Genomic DNA, 19,238 nt, shown 5'->3' on the forward strand with positions numbered 1-19,238 from the left:
GGGTCCACCATGCAATGGATAAAGAACAGCCAGCGCTTCCGGGTTCGCATCCTGTTCCTGCAATTAGCCATCGTGCTGATCACGCTGCTGGCAGTTTCGGTGATCGTGATGCGCTTCGAGATCAACCGGGTGGAGGACAGCGCTTTCAGCCGCGTCGCCCTGGTGGCCGAGGAAACGGCCCAGCTGGCCCCGATTGGCCACGCGCTGGCCGAGGATCCCGGAAACGCAGCCGAAGTCGTCGCCCCGCTGGCCCACCTGGCCGAGTCGGCCTCCGGAGTGGACTATGTGACCATTGCCGATTTGAACGGCATTCGCGTGGCCCACCCCGAACCCGAGTCCATCGGCCAGCCGGTTTCCTCGGATCATGAATCCATCCGCAACGGCGAAACCTTCAGGGGCGTGGAGGAAGGCCCCCTGGGCGTCACCCTGCGGGTGAAGCAACCGGTCTTCGAGGAGGGGAAGATCGTTGGCACCATCTCCGTGGGCATCCTGCAAAGCAAGGTGCGCGCCAGCCTGGTTGATATCGTCTGGGCGTTCGCGCCGTGGATTATCCTGGCCGTGGCCATCGGCAGCCTCGCGGCCGCGCTGGTCGAACGGGCCATCCGCAGGATCTACCGGGTTGACCCCGAAGAGGTGGATTCGCTGAAGCAGGCGCAGCAGGCCGTGCTCTACGGAGTCAGCGATGGCGTACTGGGCGTGGATGGCAATGGCCGGCTCACCTTGGTCAACGGAGAAGCGCGCCGGCTGCTGGATCTTCCCGAAGACACTGTGGGCCAGCAAGCCGAAGAGGTCCTGGACCAGAGCCTGGTAGACCTGCTGCGCAGCGACTCCCCCGAGGCCGAATCGGTGCAGAACGTGCTCTCCGGAGAGCGTGTGCTGATCGCCACCCGCCGCGAGGCGATGCTGGGACCCAAGCACTATGGACGCACCCTGACCTTGACCGACCATACCGAGCTGGAAGAGACCTTGCGCGAGTTGCGCGGCCAGAGGTCCTTGGCCGATACGCTGCGCGCCCAGGCCCACGAATTCACCAACCGCTTGCACCTGCTCTCGGGGCTGATGTCCATCGGCGAATACGAAGAAGCCAATGAGCATATCCAGCGTTTCTCCGGCGCTCGCGGCGAGCATCCGGAAACGCACCTGGGCGACCCCACCCTGTCAGCGCTCTTCGTTGCCAAGCAGGCCGTGGCCAGCGAAGCCGGGGTCCGGCTGGAACTGCACCCGTTCTCCGCGGTGGTGCCCGGAACCGCGATTGACGACGATGCCATCACCGTCGCCTCGAACCTGCTGGCCAACGCCATCGAGGCCGCCGGTGATGGCGGCGTGGTGTCATTGCACTTGAACGCCGGGCCCACCGGCATGCGCATCGCGGTCAGTGATTCCGGCCCGGGCATCAAGGAAGGCGACGCGGCCCGCCTGGTGCAGCTTGGCTACAGCAGCAAAACCGGGGCGCCGGGAGCAGTCCACGGACGGGGCATCGGCCTGGCCCTGGTGGACCGCATCAGGACCCGGCGCGGTGGCGTGCTGAAGTTCGGTTCCAGTGATCTGGGCGGCGCCGAGGTCATCGCCGCCTGGCCTCCGTCGAAGCGACCTATGGTTAAGCAGAGCACTCCCATTCCCGTGCAAGGAGATTACTTCAATGATTAAGACACTCGTGGTCGATGACGACTTCGCAGTGGCCGGGCTGCACCGCCGCTACCTGCAGGGCATGGAGCATTTTGAAGTGGTCGGCGTGCTGGAGCGCGGTTCCGGCGTGGTTCCCTTTGTGCAATCCGGGCAGGTGGATCTGGTCTTGCTCGATGTGCACCTGCCGGATCTGACCGGGCTGGAAGTCTTGGCCCAGCTGCGCGCAGCTGGATCCGACGCGCACGTCATCATGATTACCGCCAACAATGAACGCGATGCGGTGCGCCAGGCAGTAGGCCACGGCGTCGAGGATTATCTGGTCAAGCCCTTCACCGTGGACGAGTTCAAGCAGCGCCTGGCGCTTTATGCCCAGCGCGTTTCGGAGCAGCCCGAAGCGGTGGCGCAACCAGAGGAGCAGATCGACGAGCTGGGCCAGGCCGAGATCGACCAGCTGCTCCAGGCCGCCAGTGGACGAGGGGATGCCAGGATCCCCGAAGTCCTCGAACTGGCACCCGGGGCCGTTACCGGCGCGCAGACCGAGCGGCTGCCCAAGGGCTTCACCGCGCCCACCATGGCACTGGTCGGAGAAGCCTTGCGCAGCGCACCGGGCCATCCGGATGGCACCCTGTCTTCCTTGGAGGTTGCCGAAATTTGCGGGATCTCCCGGGTCAGCGCCCGGCGTTACCTGGACTTCCTGGTCACGGCGGGCAAGGCCCAGCTGCGTCCGCGCTACGGTTCGGCAGGCCGTCCCGAGCACCGGTATTCGTGGGTCAGCTGAATTTTCTGCACCGCACTGGCTTTTAATGCACATTAGTGTATACACTAATTTCGGATCCACGTTTTCCCACGTCTTCATTTCCGAAAGGCCATCTCATGACAACCCATGCTCAGGAAACCGCTGCCAACGTCGCAGACGTCATCGTGGTCGGCGGCGGCAACGCTGCCTTCACCGCAGCGCACGCGGCAGTGACCCGCGGCCGCAAGGTACTGCTCCTGGAGAAGGCACCCCGCGACCAGTTCGGTGGCAACAGCTACTACACCGCAGGCGCAACCCGCATCGCGCACAACGGCCTGGAAGACCTGCAGGACCTGGTCGAATTCGATGAGCGCCACCCGCTCTCCGAAGTTCCGCCCTACTCCGAGGCCGACTACGCCGGCGACATCGCCAAGGTAACCGAAGGCCGCAACGACAAGGAAATGACCGAAGTCCTGGTCAAGGAAGCAGCACCCGGCCTGCGCTGGCTCAAATCCCTGGGCCTGAAGTACCGGCTGATGTACGAACGCCAGGCCTACAAGACCCCCGAGGGCGGCTACCTGTTCTGGGGCGGCCTGCACGTGGGCAACGTCGACGGCGGCGAAGGCCTGATGAAGGACCACCTGGAAGTAGCCCAGAAGCTGGGCACCGAAGTCCGTTTCGAGCAGGACGTCTACGGCCTGATCGTGGAAGAGGGCAAGGTGGTGGGCATCAAGGTCCGCGCCAACGGCGAAGAGCAGGAACTGCGCGCCGAGTCGGTCATCCTCGGCGCTGGCGGCTTCGAATCCAGCCCGCAATGGCGCCAGGAGCACCTGGGCGAAGGCTGGCAGAACGCCAAGGTCCGCGGCACCCCATTCAACAATGGCGAGATGCTGGCCGCCGGCCTGGAAATCGGCGCCGCCAAGGGCGGGGACTGGAGCACCTGCCACTCGGTCCAATGGGACGCGCTGACCCCGAAGAACGAATCCAACCGCGAGCTGACCAACCGCCTGACCCGCCAGTCCTACCCGCTGGGGATCATCGTGAACAACCGCGGCGAGCGCTTCCTGGACGAGGGCGCGGACTTCCGCAACCTGACCTACGCCAAGTACGGCAAGGTCATCTTGCAGCAGCCGGACTCCATCGCCTACCAGGTCTTCGACGCGTCGCTGCGTCCGATGCTGCGCGCCGAAGAGTACGAGATGCCGGAGATCTCCGAGGTCATCGCCGACACCGTTGAGGAATTGGCGCAGAAGATCGGCGTGGATCCAGCGGCGCTGTCCAAGACCGTCTCGGAATTCAATGCTTCCATCGACACCTCCATCGCCTACGACCCGAACGTGCTCGATGGGCGCGCCGCGAAGGTAACTCCGCCTAAGAGCAACTGGGCCAACCCGCTGGAGACCGGCCCGTTCTACGCCTACCCGGTCACCTGCGGCATCACGTTCACCTTCGGTGGCCTGAAGGGCAACACCGACGGCCAGGTGCTGGACGAGAACGGCGAGATCATCCAAGGCCTGTACGTCTGCGGCGAAATGCTCGGCGGCCTGTTCTCGGCCAACTACCCGGGCGGTTCCGGCCTGGCTGCCGGTGTGGTCTTCGGCCGGCGTGCCGGTAACCTTGCCTAAGTACTAAATCCCATTGTTCCGCCAGTACGCCTGTACTGGCGGAACAATGGTTTTACCCGCCATCCAGCCTTAGACGAGAATGGGGATCATGGCCAAGCTCGATTCGGATTCAATCCATGCCCAGCTCAAGGACGACTTGCTGCAAGGCGCATTCCAGCCCGGGGATGCCCTGCGCGAGGTCGCCCTGGCAGAACGCTTTGGAGTTTCCCGCACCCCGGTGCGCGAAGCCCTGACCCGCCTGCTGCATGAAGGATTGCTGGAGCGCCGCGCCCGCGGTCTTTTCGTCAAGGAAATCGACCCCGAGCAGATCATGCAGGTCTACGACCTGCGCATCCTGCTCGAAGGCCAGGCCGCCCAGGAAGCCGCTTCGGTGCGCACCGAAGTGGACCTGATGCGGCTGCAGGCCCTGGTTGACCGGGACCGCGCACTGTCCGAACCAGATGACGCCACCCGCTTGGCCACCAACATCGAGTTCCACCGCGCGCTCTGGCGCGCCGCGCACAACCCGGTGCTGGAGGATCTGCTGGAGCGCCTGGCCACCCACCAGATCCATGCTCCTACATCCACGCTCTCGGTTGGCTCGCGGTGGACCGAATCCCTGGATGAGCACCAGTGCATCGTGGACAACATCCGCGAGCGCGACAGCGCCAAGGCCAGCGGACTCATCCAGGCGCACATGGCCACCGCCAAGGCGCTGCGCTTGGAGATGTTCGCCAGCCTGATGCATTAGCGTCGGGCCCACGGCAGCCGGGACGTCTCGAGTTAGGCCAATGCATCGCTGGTCTGTAGACTGGAAGCATGGCCCTGGTTGTCTCAACGCATGCGCAGCGGCTTCTCGCTGCCGTTTTCCCCAAGGGAAAACTGCTGACCAAGCTAGCCAGCGGCACCAATGGGTGGTTGAGTTCCTGGGGAACCAACGCCCACGGCGAGATCGCCGGCTGCCCGCCACCGCGCCACTAGTTGCGCGGTCCCGATTCCTGGTTTTTCTCCGGTGGATTCCGCGCGCCCTCGTGCCCTTTTCCCGGATCCCAGAAAGACCCGTTACTTTGCCATACCCCTCAACTGGCGTATCCCGCCAAGCACCCCACGCCCTGTGGCGTGGAATCCGCCAAACCCTCAAGCAGGACTCGATGGGCGGACTGCTGCTGCTCTGCGCCACCCTCGCCGCCTTGGTCCTGGCCAATTCCCCTGCAGCCCCATGGTATGAGGGGTTGCGAGACTTCCGTTTCGGCCCCGAGTCCCTGCACTTGAATCTCTCGGTCGGAGCCTGGGCCGCTGACGGCCTGCTCGCCATCTTCTTCTTCGTTGTCGGCTTGGAACTCAAGGAAGAATTCGTTGTCGGCAAATTGCGCAATCCGCGCACGGCGATCGTTCCGGTGGCCGCAGCCGTAGGCGGCGTGGCGCTGCCGGCACTGTTCTACGTCCTTGTCATCTCCGCATCGGGAAGCTCCGCCATCAACGGCTGGGCAATCCCCGCAGCCACTGATATCGCCTTCGCGATCGCCGTGATCGCAGTGGTGGGCAAGTTCCTGCCCCCTGCCCTGCGCACCTTCCTGCTCACGCTGGCGGTGGTCGATGACCTGCTGGCCATTTCCATCATCGCCATTTTCTACACCGATGACCTGGCCTGGCTGCCGCTGCTCCTCGCGCTGCTGCCACTGGCGGCATTCGCGCTGGCAGTGCAGCGCGGGGTCCGCGCCTGGTGGGTCCTGATCCCGCTCGGCGCCACCGTCTGGGCATTGGTGCATGCCTCGGGAATCCACGCCACGGTGGCCGGCGTGCTGCTGGGCTTCATGGTTCCGGTGATTGCCACCCAGCGGGCGCATGTGCGCACCGGGAGCACCGAGCAGGGCGAAGCGATCCACGAAGGCCTGGCCGCCCACTTCGCGGACCGGTGGTCCATTCCCTCATCCATCATCGCCATTCCGGTGTTCGCCTTCTTCGCTGCCGGTGTTCCGGTCGGCGGCCTGTCCGGACTGGGCGAAGCGCTGGCCAGCCCGGTGGCACTGGGAATCATTGCCGGCCTGGTGCTGGGCAAGTCGATGGGCATCACCGCCGCCACCTTCCTGGTCACCAGGCTTCCGGGAATCAAGCTGGATGGCAGCATCAAATGGCCTGATGTGCTGGGGCTGTCCTTCGTGGCAGGCATCGGCTTCACCGTCTCCCTGCTGGTCGGCGAGCTGGCCTTCGGCCAGGGCGGCGAGGAAGCGCAGTACGTGAAGGTCGGGGTGCTGTGCGGTTCGCTGCTGGCCGCGGTCATCGGCGCGGCGCTGCTCGGGTCGCGAAATCGCGCGTACCGCGCGGCGGCCAAGACTGCTGCATAGCTAGCCCTGCTGCATCCTTCCTGCGGATGGATGCAGCAGGGCTGTTCGCCCGAATCAGGAACGCGCGGTGATCGAATCGATGGCTTCGCGGGCATCTTCGGCCAGCTGCTGCGGCATCGGCGCGCTCTTGGCCGAGTCGGACGCTGTCTTCTGCCCCTGGTCGCTGACGACGTACTGGCCGAAGGTCTTGGCCAGTTCCATGGTCTGCGGATCCTCATAGCCGCTGCAGAACAGCAGGTAGGAGACCAGCACCATCGGGTACGCGCCGGCGGCGGTGGTCTTGCGGTCCAGTTCCAGGGCGATGTCATGCTCACCGCGGCCGTGGACCCGCTCTGATTCGGCCACTGCCTTGGCCGCTGATTCCCCGCTGACTGCCACGAATTCCTCGCCGACCTTCAGCTTCACCTTGCCCAGCGACTTATCCACCAGGGAGTCATCGGCATAGGTAACCGCGCCCACGGCGCGGGTCACGGTGGTCACCACACCGGCGTTGCCCTGGGCCTTCTCCAAGCCGGTGGCGTCCGGCCAGCCGCCATCCGGCTCGTGCGGCCAGGCTTCGGGAGCTACCGCATGCAGGTACTCTGTGAAGTTCTCGGTCGTGCCAGAATCGTCGGCGCGCGCCACCCCGGTGATCGGCAGGTCGGGCAGCTGCACCTGCGGGTTCAGCTGGGCGATGGCCGGGTCCTGCCAGGAGCGGATCTCACCGGAGAAGATCCTGGCGATCGTTGGGGCATCCATGTTCAATTCCTTGATGCCCGGCAGGTTGAAGGCGATGCTGATCGGGGAAATATACGCCGGGATATTGATCGCGCCCTGCGGGCCGCAGGTCTCGATGGAGCGCTGGACTTCCTCTTCCTTCAGGTAAGCGTCGGATCCGGCGAATTCGGTGCCGCCTGCCAGGAGCCCGGCGCGTCCGGCGCCGGAGCCCACCGAGGCGTACTGCACCTGGACCTGGGGGTGCATGGTGGAGAATTCGGTGGTCCAGGCATTCATGGCGGAATTCTGCGCGGTGGATCCGCCGCCGGTCAGCGTGCCTTGGAGGCTAGAGCTATTCGATTCAGCGGCCTTGCGCTGCTCTTCTCCCAGCGGGTAGTCCGACCCGCAGCCCGAAAGCAGCAGGACCAGGCCCATGCTGGCAATCGCGGTGAAAGCGGCGGTTCGAGGCAGAGGTGGCCGGGCAGGTCCGGTGGTTCGCAAAACTTCTCCTGGGGTCCAAGGTGAACGGCGGGTGTACTTGAAATTCCAGTGAATCATCATCCCTGCACTTTCCGAAATCATTCCCTGGCCACAGCCGATGAATACTCGGCGGGCCCGCGGGCGTCGAATTGCTTTTCCAGACACCTAGTCCCCTCCGGTGCCAGTCCTCGAGTCAATGGCAGCGAGGTCCTGCGTAGCGGACCCGGTGAGCCCAGGGCACACGACGATGGCGTCATGGGTTGCGCCCGGCTGGAATTGGCCGGTGCCACCGGAAGAACGCTTCGCCTGCCATAACGACTCCATCATCGCTTTCTCCTCTTGCTCAGTTTGCTGCCGCACCCTGATTCCACGGTATGCACAAGCGCCGAGGTTCGGTACGGCCACGAAAAATCAGGCGAATTCACCCAGCTTGGCCAGCAGCCGCGGCCCGCCACGGCCGCCTTGCCGATCCCGCAGGCTGATTTGCGCTGCCGAGAAAACTTAAGTGATAATGATTCTCATTATGACTCTTGAAGAGCCCGGGCTCGCCCGCCAGCCCCGCGCCCCACTGCCGCCCAGCCCGGCCTTGTGCCTGCGTAACGCGCGCCTGGGACTGCCCGGCGCCGCCAGCCCGCTGCTCGACGTCGAGGAGTTCATGCTTCTTCCCGGCGAGCGCGTGGTCATCACCGGCCCGTCGGGTGCTGGCAAGTCGCTGCTGCTGTCGATGATCACCGGGAACTGGGCACCCGGACTGGAATTCACCGGAACCCGCACTCCCGGATCAACGCGCATCGGCTACATCCCGCAGCGCGGCCAGGACGCCCTGCATCCGCTGCTGCCGCTGGGACGGCAACTGCGCAAGGCCACCGGCGCCAGCGCGCAGCAAGTCCGCGGCATCCTGCAAGACGCCGGGCTGGGCGATCCGCAACTGCTCGCACGACGTCCCGCAGAACTCTCCGGAGGGCAAGCACAGCGCGCCGCCATAGCCCTGGCCGTGCTCAGCCAGGCCCCGGTGATCCTTGCCGATGAACCGACCAGCGCCCTGGACCACACCGCCCGGGACCTCATCCTGGAACTGCTGGGCACCCTGCTGGGCCAGCAGCAGGCCCTGGTGCTGGTCACCCACGACGCGGCAGTTGCCCAGGCGCTGGCCACCCGGCACCTAGTCCTGGACTCCGGGAAGATCGCCAGCACCCGCGCGCCCCGGCTGGAACGGGTACCGGCTTGAGCATCCCCGCATTGGAAGTATCCGCGCTCAGCGCACTGCGCGGGCACGGCGCAGCCCGCCGACTGGTCCTGGAGCCCCTTGGCTTCACGCTGGCCCCGGGCGAATCGGTGGCCGTCACCGGGCCGTCCGGCGCCGGCAAATCCACCCTGGCCGACATCGTGCTGGGCCTGGAACTGCCGGACTCCGGAGAAATCCGCGTGCTGGGCCAGCACTGGAGCTCACCGAAGCGCAGCCACGCGCCAGCACGCCGCCGGCTGGTCCAGGGCGTGCCCCAGGACCCTGCCGCCGCCTTCGTGCCGCGCTGGAGCATCCGCACCTCGCTGCAGCAGGCCATCCACCGGCTGGCTCCCCCAGCCGGCCCCGGAACGGGCATCGACCGGGCTGCCGAGCTGGCGCAATTCGACACGGCACTGCTGGATCGGCGCCCGCACCAGCTCTCCGGAGGACAGTTGCAGCGGGCCGCACTGGCCCGCGCCGTGGCAGTGAACCCCTCGGTGCTGGTGGCGGACGAGCCGACCAGCGCCCTGGATCCGGACACCGCCCAGGCAGTCGCCGGCCAGCTGCTCTCCACCGCCGCCAACTCCGGCATTGCCTTGCTGCTGATCACCCATGACCCGCAGCTGGCCGCGCAATGCTCGCGCACCATCGCCATCCGCCCACCGTCCCGATAACCCGCCCGCCAGCTGATCACCCATCACCCATCACCCACTTCCCAAGGACCTCGCACCCATGAATCGACCCCGCCCCAAGACCCTGGCTTTGCTCACCATCCCGCTGGCCGGGGCACTTGCCCTCAGCGGCTGCTTCTCCGCGGCCGCCGAGCAGGCCGGAAGCACCGACCGCATCTCCGTAGCCCACATGCAGCCGCCCCGCTCCGGGCTCAGCCCGCTCAGCGACGACGCGTTCAAGCTCTCGCGCTGGTCCACCGCCGAAACCCTGGTCAACCTCGACGCGTCCGGGGACGCCCAGCCGGCATTGGCTACCAGCTGGGAAAGCAGCGGCGAGCTTGCCTGGGACTTCGAGATCCGCGAAGGCGTCAGTTTCCACAACGGCCAGCCGCTGACCGCCCAAACGGTGGCGAACTCCTTGCAGCGGGCCATCGACTCCACCCCGGTGCCGCGCATCCTGAACGGAACCGCATTGAAGGTCGCGGTGCGCGGGGAGCACGGACTGCGGATCACCACCGCGGATCCCGACCCGCTGCTGCCCCAGCGGCTCTCCAGCCCGCAGCTGGCCATCTTCGCCGCCGAAGCCTACACCGCCAACGGGGTGGATCCGGCCGGCCACGGCACCGGCCCCTTCCAGATCGTGGACGTGGACGGGATCTCGGGGGCCACCCTGGACCGGTACGAGGGCTACTGGGGCGAAAAGGCCGCAGCCTCGGGCATCGACGTGAAGTTCGTGCCCGATGGCACCGCCCGCGCCGCCGCGCTGCGCACCTCGGAAGCAGATGTCATCGAGGCCATCCCCGCCGGGCAGGCCGCCACGGTGGACCAGGAGCTGCTCACCGAAGTGCCGATGCCGCGCACCAACACGCTGTACCTGAACACCGAGAAGGGCCCATTCGCCGACCCGGCGGTGCGCGCCGCAGCCCGCGAATCCATCGACCGGGCGGCCATCGTTGAATCGGTGTACGAGAACCGCGCCGATATAGCCGATGGCCTGCTCGGCCCGGCCCTGCCCTACGCCGCCGGACTGCGCGATTCTGGAGAATACCGGCAGCTGCTGGCCCAGCGTGCCGAACCAGCCAAGGTCAAGGACGTGGAAATCACCCTGGGCACCTTCACCGACCGCGCCGAACTGCCAGAAGTCGCGGTGATCCTGGAGCAGCAGCTGGAAGCGGCCGGATTCATCGTGAAGCAGGATGTGCGCGAATACCAGTACATCGAGGCCGACGCACTGGACGGCGCCTTCGATGCCTTCATCCTCTCGCGCGCCACCGTGCTGGATTCCGGGGACCCGGTTGCGTACTTCGCCTCCGACTTCACCTGCGAAGGCGGCTTCGCCATCGCCCAGCTCTGCGACAAGGACGTGGACCAGGCGATCGCCCGAGCCTCGGAAACCGAAGCCGGGGAACAGCGCCAGCAGCAGATCATGCTGGCCGAAGCCCGGATCCTGGGCACCGACGCGGCCATCGCGCTGCTGCACGAACGCGTGATCCAGGGCGAGGGCCCCGCCGTGCGCGATGCCGCGCAGGATCCGCGCGAACGCGAGCTGATCACTGCGCAGACCCGCCTGGACAGCGACCAGGAGCCGCAACGCTGATGAACTGGTTCGCCCTGAAGGCGCGGCGCCTCTCCTGGCCGTCCTTCGCATCCTGCCTGCTCAGCGCGCTGGCCCTGCTGCTGGTAGCCGGCGCGCTGCCCTGGCTTTCGCGCACGGACCCGGCCGCCGCGGTGCTGCGCGCACGCTATGCCGAACTGGAACCCACCGAGCAGGCGCTGGCCGCCGTGCGCGCGCAGCTGGGCCTGGACCAGGGCCCGCTGGCCACCAGCCTGCACTGGTGGTCCGGGGTGCTGCACGGGGATCTGGGCAGCTCCTGGGTCAGCGGGGCAGAAATCGCTCCCGGCGTCTGGCGGGCGCTGTCGGTCTCCGCCACGCTCACCGTATTCGCCACTATCATCGCGCTCGCCGTGGCCTTGGCCCTGGTGCTGCCCGCCGCGCTGCGCGTGCTGCGCAACCGGCCGCATTCAGGATCCGGGCCGCTGGGCGTGGCACTGACCGCCTTGCCCGAATTTCTGCTGGCCAGCTTGCTGCTGGTGCTGGTGGCGGTGCAGCTGCAATGGCTTCCGCCCTACGGGTGGACCGGGCTGGACACCGCGGTCCTGCCCGCACTGGCCCTGGGCATCCCGGCCGGCGGATTACTCGGCCGGCTGCTGGCCGACGCCATCGCCTCGGTGGCCGCCGAACGCTGGGCCGGGATCTGGCACCTGGCCGGAGCTCCGGCGCCGGCCATCCTCTCCGGGGTGCTGCGCCGGGCCGCCGCGGCAGTCATCGACCAGCTCGGCCTGGTGTTCATCGGCTTGCTCGGCGGCGCCGTGGCCGTAGAGCAGGTCTTCGCGGTGCCCGGACTTGGCCGCTATCTGCTCGGGGCCGCCAATGCGCAGGATATTCCCGCCTTGCAGGCCGGGCTGCTGCTGATGGCGGGATCGGCGCTGCTGATCGGAATGCTCACCGCAGCGGCCCGGCGCGCGCTGCGCGGCGGCGCCCTGCCCGCCGGGTCGCTGCCAGCCCCGCCCGAGGCGCGCGGCAACGGCAGGATCCAGCGCTGGACTGCGGCGATCACCTGCACCGCGCTGCTGGCCATCCTGGCTTTCGGACTGCCGCGCGACCCCTACACCCTTGCCTTCCAGAGGCTGCAAGCCCCGGGGGCCGGTTTGCCATTCGGCGCCGATTCCAGCGGACGGGATCTGCTGGCCCGCGTGGCCCACGGAACCTTGGGCACGGTAGGCCCGGCGCTGGGAATCGTGGCCTGCGCAATCCTGATCGGCCTGCTGCTAGCGGCAGCAGGCGAGATCTCGCGCGGGCCGGCGGTAATCGCCAACGCGACTCCGCCGATTCTGGCCGGGGTGGTCATCGCGGCCCTGCTGGGCCCCTCGGTCGGCGGTGCGGCGCTGGCCGTGCTCTGGGTGAGCTGGCCTCCGCTGGCCACGCATGCTGCCTCGCTGCTCGACGAAGCCCGGGCCATGCCGCATATCCGCTGGCTTCCGCTCTCCGGGGTGCCGCGCGGCCGGATCTGGGTCCAGCATCTGCTGCCCGCGGTGCTTCCGGCCCTGCTGAGGCACGGGATGCTGCGGCTGCCCGGGGTGGCACTGGCCTTGGCCGCCCTCGGCTTCCTCGGGCTCGGCGCGCAGCCGCCCACCCCGGAGTGGGGCCTGCTGCTGGCCGAAGGCATCGGCTACGTCGAGCGGGCTCCGTGGACTGCCATCGCCCCAGCTACCGCACTGGTGCTCACTTCCGTGTGCGCGGTGGCGCTCGCCGGAATCCCGGCGCCGCAGCGTACCGGCACAAGAGGCACGGCAACGCAGCAGGATCCAGCGGCCAGGAACACACCAGTCCCGGTGAGCTGAAACGCGGTCCTATCCCGGTCCTCGAAAAGAAAAATGGAGCCAAGGGGCAACGCGGCATATGCCGCGTTGCCCCTTGGCTCCATCGAATTTCCGTGGCGATCGCCCCTTGCCCAAGCTGGCTTACTGGGCGGCTACTTCGCTGTTGCCGTGCAGTGTTCCTGTGCTCAATCCCAGGCTCACCGGCTGCGGCGAGGCGCAGCAGCTGGCAGCTTCGGCGGGCTCGGTTCCCCTGGCGGTGTCGCCGTCCGCGGGGGCGTCGCAGGAACCGCCCAGATCCGTGGAGCAGACCCCGGTTTCCGGCAGATCCAGTTCAACCCGGCCTGCCCCGTCGGCATCGCCGGACAAGGCAGCGGCAATGGAGCGCACCTGCTCGTAGCCGGTAGCCATCAGGAACGTCGGAGCCCGTCCATAGCTCTTCATTCCAACGATGTAGAAGTTCTTCTCCGGGTGCGCCAATTGCTTTTCGCCGTGCGCGCTGACCGTTCCGCAGCTGTGGAATTCCGGGTCGATCAATGGCCCGAGCTGGCGCGGGGCTTCAACGCATTCATCCAAGTCCAGACGCAGTTCGGAGAGCATCTGCAGGTCCGGGCGGAAACCAGTGGCCGCGATGATGCGGTCAACGGCCAGCTCGCGCCCGTCAGCCAGTGACACGGATAGCTGCTCGCCGGCGCTCATCGAAGCCACGGACACGTTTTCCAGCAGTTTCACATTGCCGTTCTCAACCAGCCGGCGCAGGGACGTGCCCAGCTGGCCCCGGGCTGGAAGCTGGTCAGCAGCTCCCCCGCCGTACAGGCGAATAGGGTTGGCCGCCCCGCGCAGGCCCCAGAGGATCCGGGTGTCCGGGAACTTCTTCTGCAACCGGCCCAGGGCAATGACGGTATTCGCCGCCGAATGCCCGGCGCCAAGCACCAGCAATTTCTTGCCCGCGAGCTCCTGCTCATCGGCGCGCAGCGGATCAGGAAGCCCGCAGATGATGAAGCCGCGCTCGCGCGCCTGCGCTTCACCGATAGCTTCGATTCCGGCCCGGCCTACCGGGCTTGGCTGGTTCCAGGTGCCACTGGCATCAACCACGGCACGGCCGAGAAGATCCACCGGGCCGCCAGGAGTTTCGGTGCGCACCAGGAACGGGGCTTCATCGCGGTGCGCGGTGCGTGCCTTGTCGGCACCGCGGCCGTCGTCCAGCACGCGGCTGATTTTCGCCACGCGGTGGCCGTAGCGGATGCGCGGTGACAGTTGGGGGTGGGCGGCCAGCGGTTGGAGATATTCGCTGACCAACTCCGCGCCGGTGGGAAGCTTGGTGATCCGCGGTGCTTCCCAGCCTCCGGCGTATCCCTCGCTGGGGGTTTCCAGCAGCCGGCGGGAGGCCGCATCGATATTGAAGCGCCATGGGGAGAAGAGCTTGATGTGGGACCACTGGGCTATTGCGGCGCCGGCGCTGTCCCCAGCTTCCAGGACAAGCACTTCCTGCCCGCGTTCGCGCAGGTGGGCGGCGGTGGCAAGGCCGATGGGGCCGGCGCCGATGACGATGACTGGAAGGTTCTCCTGCATGGGTTTCTCCTTGGCTACTGGAATTCTGGAGACGGTCTGCGCTTAGCTGGCCGGCAGCAGGTCGGCGATGAGGTTCTCAATCCGGGCACGGATTTCATCACGGATTGGCCGCACACCGTCAATGCCCTGCCCTGCGGGGTCTTCCAGCTTCCAATCTTCATAGCGCTTGCCCGGGAAGAATGGGCAGGCATCTCCGCAGCCCATGGTGATCACCACATCGGAGTCCTTCACGGCTTGGGTGGTCAGCACCTTGGGGATTTCCAAGGACATGTCGATGCCGATTTCTTTCATGGCTTCCACGGCGGCCGGGTTGACCGAGTCGGCTGGGGCGGAACCGGCCGAGCGGACCTCGATGCGCCCTCCGGAGAGGTGGGAGAGGAAGGCCGCGGCCATCTGGGAACGCCCTGCGTTGTGCACGCAGACAAAGAGAACCGAAGGCTTTTCGGCAGCAGTCATGGGTGTTGTCCTTAGGAAGAAGTAGTGGAAGTGCTTACAGCTGGGAAGACTTTCCGGGACCACAGGGCCACGTAGACCAAGGCAACCAGGATCGGCACCTCGATCAGCGGACCGACCACGCCGGCCAGGGCCTGGCCGCTGGTGGCACCGAAGGTGGCGATGGCTACCGCGATGGCCAGCTCGAAGTTGTTGCCGGCGGCAGTGAACGCCAAGGTGGTGGTGCGCGGGTAGCCCAGCTTCAGCCAGTGGCCGATGAGCATTCCGGCGCCGAAGACCACCACGAAGTAGATCAGCAGCGGAATCGCCATGCGCAGCACATCCAGGGGCTTGGAGATGATGTTATCGCCCTGCAATGCGAAGAGCAGCACGATGGTGAACAGCAGCCCGTACAGTGCCCACGGCCCGATTTTCGGCAGGAATTTACCCTCGTACCAGTCGCGGCCCTTGGCCTTTTCGCCCAGGGTGCGGGTCAGGTAGCCGGCCACCAGCGGAATGCCCAGGAAGACCAGGACCGAGGCGGTGATGGCGGCAATGGAGAACTCGGCGCTGGTGGTTTCCAGCCCCAGCCACGATGGCAGCAGCTGCAGGTAGAACCAGCCCAGGGCACCGAAGGCGATGACCTGGAAGACGGAGTTGATGGCCACCAGCACCGCGGCCGCTTCCCGGTCCCCGCAAGCCAGGTCATTCCAGATGAACACCATGGCGATGCAGCGGGCCAGCCCCACAATGATCAGGCCGGTGCGGTATTCGGGCAGGTCGGCCAGGAATACCCACGCCAGCACGAACATGAACGCCGGGGCCAGGACCCAATTGATCACCAGCGAGGTGATCATCAGCTTCTTGTCGGCCAGCACGCGGCCGGTTTCGTTGTAGCGGACCTTGGCCAGCACCGGATACATCATGACCAGCAGGCCGATGGCGATGGGTACCGAGACCCCGGCCACGGTGAAGCGGTCCAGCAGCTCGCCCAGCTGAGGGAAGATGCGGCCCAGACCCAAGCCGACGCCCATGGCCAGCAGGATCCACAGGGCCAGGTAGCGGTCCAGGAAGGAAAGTTTTGCCGCCACGGGGGCAGTGTCTGGCGCAGGCGCGGGTGCCACTGATTCATCACTCCAAGAATAGGCATCGACGATTGTCGATGTTTTGAGTATGATGAAACATATCGACGTTTGTCAATCTCTGGCGCCAGCCAAGAAAAGAGCCAAGGCCCGTGAGTACAGCCACCGTGAATCCTGCCGGAGGGACTTCCCCAGCACCGGCAGCCGACGCCTGCTGCACGCCATCCCAAGGCGAGGCAATCCTCAACGCCGGGCAGGCCGAAGCGCTGGCGCTGCGCTTCAAGGCCCTGGGCGATCCCAACCGCCTGCGCATCCTGTCCATCGTCTCCGCCAGCGAGTCGGCCGAGACGTGCGTCTGCGACCTGCCCGAACCACTGGGCCTCAAGCAGCCGACGGTCTCGCACCACCTGAAAATCCTGGTGGAGGCCGGAATCCTGCACCGCGAAAAGCGCGGGGTGTGGGCGTACTACTCTGTCGTCCCTGGCGCTTTGGAATCCCTGGGCGCCAGCTTGGCGGCCAAACCCTAGACAGGCTTGCCGCAACTGCATTCCAGGCGGCTGGGATCACGCCACCCAGGATCCACCAACTAGCCGCATTCCCGCGTCCGCGCAGGCAGCTCGGCAAACGGCATCAAACGATGCAGGTGCCGGCAGCGCCGGCCCGCTGCGGACCAGATGCGCAATAGCCCATTTCAGGATCCAGTGCCCTACTTCGGGCGCTCGAACTTCATGAGCTTGTGCGTGCCATCGCAAAAAGGCTTGATGGCAGAGCCCCCGCAGCGGCATAGCGCGACGGGCCCTTTCCGGGCCTCGATGGATTGCCCCTCGGCATCCACGATTTCAAAATCTCCCCTTAGCAGCAAGGGGCCCTGCGGGCAAACGGTAATCATGGCGGCTTCCGAAGCGCTGCGCCCCTCGCTCATACCACTGCCCCCGCTCCGGCATGCAATGCTGATCTGCCAGCTTCCCACGCGTCCAGGTACTTTGCGCCGGCCAACGCGTCAACCGCGGCCGCGGCTTGGGCTCCGAAGAGTATGTCGGGCACCAGATCCGGTTCGTCTTCAGCCAGTCCGCCCGCCAGGTCGCGGCCGGCGATTTGCTCATGGACCGCATCAGCTTCCACATGCTCATCGAAGTAATCGGTCACCGGGGATTCATATCCCAGGCGCCGGAACCCGCGGGCATAAGCCGCCTGGGGTATCGAGGAAGTCATCTCGTACAGTGCCAGGTGGCCAGTGATGGCTCCCCGCAGGCGCCGGTGCATGCCGAAGAGCGAAATCATGTTCACTGCCGCCAGCGTCACCGCCGGAATGCGGTCCACGTACGCGCCGAAATCATCACGCAACCCCAGGCCCTTCATGGTCTGCCTGAACAGCTCGCTATGCATTCGCGGCAGCTGCCCATTTCCGTATTCATCAGCCTGGATCTCCACCATGGCGGCTTTTGCACGGCCTTCGAGTTTCGGGATCGCCCAGGTATGCGGATCAGCTTCCTTGAGCTGGTAGATCGACTTGAGAATCAGGAATTCGCCTGCTTGGCCGGCAGTGGCCTTGCGCTGGATGAATTTCGAGACCGACGGTCCAGCATCATCAGCTGCGAGCTCGAACAGGGCTTGGGCCACCTTCGCGGAGCTGGGTTCCACGCTTGGAATCGGGCCTGCCGCCTCGCGCAGCGCTTGCTCGAAACCCTCCTCGATCCGGGCCCGAAGCGAAATGAGCCCGGGGTTCCATTCCCAGCGGTCATCGACTTCTTCGAATCCCCGATAGTGCAGTTCGTAGAGCACGAAAAGGCTCAGCTGCAGGTCCCCGTCATCCAGCACATCCGAAGCCGCAGCCAACCGATCTCTTGCGACCGTTGCCAGATAGGCCGCGTATTCCTCCGAGGGGTTGCACAGCAACGCATTGTTCAGCGCTTGGGACAGGTCTCCGCGGGGTACGGGCAGATGCATGATGCTCCTTCGTTCACACTGATCGCACGGTCAGCAATAGTGGCAGTAGGATGATCGTGCCAGCATCCCCGGGATATAACCACCATTGGGAGGAAAAGCCAAGGTAGCCCCTGATCGTGCTCCCCAGCTATGTTCTCGACAGCACCTTATCCCTGAGGAACATAGGGCTGTCGGCCGGCCAATCTCGACATGATGTCTTGTCCCAGCTTTTCCATAGCCAGTGGGAGTTGCGACCGGGATTGGGTTGGGATCATGATGGCAACCGATTAGAGGCAGAACTTACCGGAGTCGTCAGAGAGCACCTGTCGCCGCCCACTCTTATTGGCACATTCAATCTGGCAAGTAAGCAGGTCATGCCGTGTAAAACTGCCGACAATACTGGCGCCCAGAAGTTGCTCGCACCTCTGACAACAAACCCGGTCCAGAATCTTTTGCTCCATATCCACACCCAACTGCTAGGTGTCGACTCGTTCATTTCCCCAAGATGAAAAACAGGTTCCCTAGGGCTGTCGCGTTGCCACTTTAGTATCGAGTAGGCCCGTCTGCTACTCCAGCAAGGGACCAATTACTTGGCATCAATCACTCGCTCGCACTTTCTAATAACGAACTTTCAGGGCCGCACTGGTCGTCAGGTCCGTGCTCGCTAATCAAGGAGAGTCATGCCCCTAAGCCACTAATATCACAGCTTTGAAGCAGTGGGCCCGGGCACTTCAGAGGCACTGGAAGTTTCACAGAGTTACTACAGTTGCTCCATGGGCCCTACTGCGATCGATTATTCGGGCTCCAGCGCTGGTCGCTTGGCAGGCGCTGTATAACGAGAAGCTGCTCCCTCAATACCCTGCTAGGCTCAAGATGCTGCCGACGTTGCGCCGCGTGTACGGAAGAAACATCCGAATTTATCTTCATCGATGGGAATATCTCATGGGCAACAGCCCTGAAGCAGCACTAGGTATCGCACTACTGACATCACTGGTCCGCCAAGACCGAGAAGCCTTCCTGATCATCGCCTCCGAGCTGGAAGGAGGCAACACGCAAGCCGTGGCGATCCTTGCACGGCTAGGTGAAGCAATGGTCGCGATGATCGCTGAGCTGCTGCAGATCGGCAACGAGGAAGCGCTCACACGCATCGCAGCGTCACTGGCTCTCAAAGCTGGATAGAACTCAAAGAAATATGTGAAAGAGCAGAATCTGACAGCGGAAGAACAGCGAGAGCGGCCGTGAACCTGAGTAGAATGGGGGTAATAGGCTCGGTCGGGTAATTTATTGTTCACGACGCAGCGAGCTCTTTCAATCAAGGATTATATTTGCCTCGCAGTTCTCTGCTGGACGTTCCAGCACCCACCGTTAAACCCGGTGATCCTCAAAGTTTCTTCCACGTCAAGAAGCTGGTCACCGAAGCTGGACTGGTCGGCCGCCGCCGCGGGCACTATCTCGGGTTGGGCAT

General features: G+C 65.3%; 19 protein-coding genes. 12 read left to right on the plus strand and 7 right to left on the minus strand.

What is annotated here, in order from left to right:
• Positions 1-9 precede the first annotated feature (9 nt).
• From CQ012_RS10725 to nhaA, 6 genes are all read left to right on the plus strand, one after another.
• A complete protein-coding gene (locus CQ012_RS10725; RefSeq protein WP_105662136.1) occupies positions 10-1,647 on the plus strand; it encodes a sensor histidine kinase in 1,638 nt (545 codons plus the stop codon).
• Positions 1,640-2,404: a response regulator gene (locus CQ012_RS10730; RefSeq protein WP_105658749.1), complete on the plus strand. Its 765-nt coding sequence runs from the start codon at positions 1,640-1,642 to the stop codon at positions 2,402-2,404. The genes CQ012_RS10725 and CQ012_RS10730 overlap by 8 nt, the downstream gene beginning before the upstream one ends.
• 95 nt (positions 2,405-2,499) lie before the next feature.
• On the plus strand, positions 2,500-3,987 hold the full coding sequence (gene tcuA, locus CQ012_RS10735) for an FAD-dependent tricarballylate dehydrogenase TcuA (protein WP_105662137.1): 1,488 nt from the start codon (positions 2,500-2,502) through the stop codon (positions 3,985-3,987).
• A gap of 88 nt (positions 3,988-4,075) precedes the next feature.
• The gene (locus CQ012_RS10740; RefSeq protein ID WP_286134646.1) at positions 4,076-4,717 is read left to right on the plus strand and encodes a GntR family transcriptional regulator; all 642 of its coding nucleotides are present in this window, start codon (positions 4,076-4,078) and stop codon (positions 4,715-4,717) included.
• A 68-nt stretch (positions 4,718-4,785) separates the two neighbouring features.
• A complete protein-coding gene (locus CQ012_RS17605; RefSeq protein WP_166650850.1) occupies positions 4,786-4,947 on the plus strand; it encodes a hypothetical protein in 162 nt (53 codons plus the stop codon).
• A gap of 86 nt (positions 4,948-5,033) precedes the next feature.
• A complete protein-coding gene (nhaA, locus tag CQ012_RS10745; protein WP_105658747.1) occupies positions 5,034-6,311 on the plus strand; it encodes a Na+/H+ antiporter NhaA in 1,278 nt (425 codons plus the stop codon).
• A gap of 54 nt (positions 6,312-6,365) precedes the next feature.
• Here the strand turns inward: nhaA and pstS are convergent, their stop codons facing one another.
• Together pstS and CQ012_RS17610 are read right to left on the minus strand one after the other, a co-directional pair.
• Positions 6,366-7,442 (minus strand): phosphate ABC transporter substrate-binding protein PstS, encoded by a 1,077-nt coding sequence (gene pstS, locus CQ012_RS10750; RefSeq protein WP_286134369.1) that lies wholly within the window; start codon positions 7,440-7,442, stop codon positions 6,366-6,368.
• Positions 7,443-7,652: 210 nt separating this feature from the next.
• Positions 7,653-7,814, minus strand: coding sequence for a hypothetical protein (locus tag CQ012_RS17610; protein ID WP_166650852.1), 162 nt, complete (start codon positions 7,812-7,814; stop codon positions 7,653-7,655).
• A 196-nt stretch (positions 7,815-8,010) separates the two neighbouring features.
• Here CQ012_RS17610 and CQ012_RS10760 point away from each other — a divergent pair, with 196 nt between their 5' ends.
• Genes CQ012_RS10760 through CQ012_RS10775 form a run of 4 tightly spaced genes read left to right on the plus strand, consistent with a single transcriptional unit; the run spans position 8,011 to position 12,785 of the window.
• Positions 8,011-8,715: an ATP-binding cassette domain-containing protein gene (locus CQ012_RS10760; RefSeq protein WP_105662163.1), complete on the plus strand. Its 705-nt coding sequence runs from the start codon at positions 8,011-8,013 to the stop codon at positions 8,713-8,715.
• The gene (locus CQ012_RS10765) at positions 8,712-9,386 is read left to right on the plus strand and encodes an ATP-binding cassette domain-containing protein (RefSeq protein ID WP_105662139.1); all 675 of its coding nucleotides are present in this window, start codon (positions 8,712-8,714) and stop codon (positions 9,384-9,386) included. The genes CQ012_RS10760 and CQ012_RS10765 overlap by 4 nt, the downstream gene beginning before the upstream one ends.
• A gap of 58 nt (positions 9,387-9,444) precedes the next feature.
• Positions 9,445-10,980 (plus strand): ABC transporter substrate-binding protein, encoded by a 1,536-nt coding sequence (locus CQ012_RS10770; RefSeq protein WP_105662140.1) that lies wholly within the window; start codon positions 9,445-9,447, stop codon positions 10,978-10,980.
• Entirely contained in the window at positions 10,980-12,785 is a 1,806-nt protein-coding gene (locus tag CQ012_RS10775; protein ID WP_105662141.1) for an ABC transporter permease subunit, read from the plus strand. The genes CQ012_RS10770 and CQ012_RS10775 overlap by 1 nt, the downstream gene beginning before the upstream one ends.
• A gap of 120 nt (positions 12,786-12,905) precedes the next feature.
• Here CQ012_RS10775 and CQ012_RS10780 read toward each other — a convergent pair whose 3' ends face one another.
• From CQ012_RS10780 to arsB, 3 genes are read right to left on the minus strand one after another with little or no spacing between them, the layout of a single operon-like run.
• Positions 12,906-14,333 (minus strand): FAD-dependent oxidoreductase, encoded by a 1,428-nt coding sequence (locus tag CQ012_RS10780; RefSeq protein ID WP_105662142.1) that lies wholly within the window; start codon positions 14,331-14,333, stop codon positions 12,906-12,908.
• Between the two features lie 42 nt (positions 14,334-14,375).
• A complete protein-coding gene (locus CQ012_RS10785) occupies positions 14,376-14,789 on the minus strand; it encodes an arsenate reductase ArsC (RefSeq protein WP_105662143.1) in 414 nt (137 codons plus the stop codon).
• An 11-nt stretch (positions 14,790-14,800) separates the two neighbouring features.
• Positions 14,801-15,856, minus strand: coding sequence for an ACR3 family arsenite efflux transporter (arsB, locus tag CQ012_RS10790; RefSeq protein ID WP_286134648.1), 1,056 nt, complete (start codon positions 15,854-15,856; stop codon positions 14,801-14,803).
• Between the two features lie 143 nt (positions 15,857-15,999).
• Here arsB and CQ012_RS10795 point away from each other — a divergent pair, with 143 nt between their 5' ends.
• On the plus strand, positions 16,000-16,374 hold the full coding sequence (locus tag CQ012_RS10795; protein WP_105662145.1) for an ArsR/SmtB family transcription factor: 375 nt from the start codon (positions 16,000-16,002) through the stop codon (positions 16,372-16,374).
• A gap of 179 nt (positions 16,375-16,553) precedes the next feature.
• Here CQ012_RS10795 and CQ012_RS10800 read toward each other — a convergent pair whose 3' ends face one another.
• Positions 16,554-16,769: a CDGSH iron-sulfur domain-containing protein gene (locus CQ012_RS10800; protein WP_105662146.1), complete on the minus strand. Its 216-nt coding sequence runs from the start codon at positions 16,767-16,769 to the stop codon at positions 16,554-16,556.
• Positions 16,766-17,794 (minus strand): iron-containing redox enzyme family protein, encoded by a 1,029-nt coding sequence (locus CQ012_RS10805; RefSeq protein WP_181149062.1) that lies wholly within the window; start codon positions 17,792-17,794, stop codon positions 16,766-16,768. Before CQ012_RS10805 ends, CQ012_RS10800 begins: the two co-directional genes overlap by 4 nt.
• A 921-nt stretch (positions 17,795-18,715) precedes the next feature.
• Between CQ012_RS10805 and CQ012_RS10815 the strand changes: the two genes are divergently transcribed.
• Positions 18,716-18,952 carry a hypothetical protein gene (locus CQ012_RS10815; protein WP_105658704.1) on the plus strand — a complete coding sequence of 79 codons (237 nt, stop codon included), beginning with the start codon at positions 18,716-18,718 and terminating at the stop codon, positions 18,950-18,952.
• Positions 18,953-19,238 lie beyond the last annotated feature (286 nt).

The organism is Arthrobacter sp. MYb214 (assembly GCF_002979865.1).
GTDB lineage: Bacteria > Actinomycetota > Actinomycetes > Actinomycetales > Micrococcaceae > Glutamicibacter.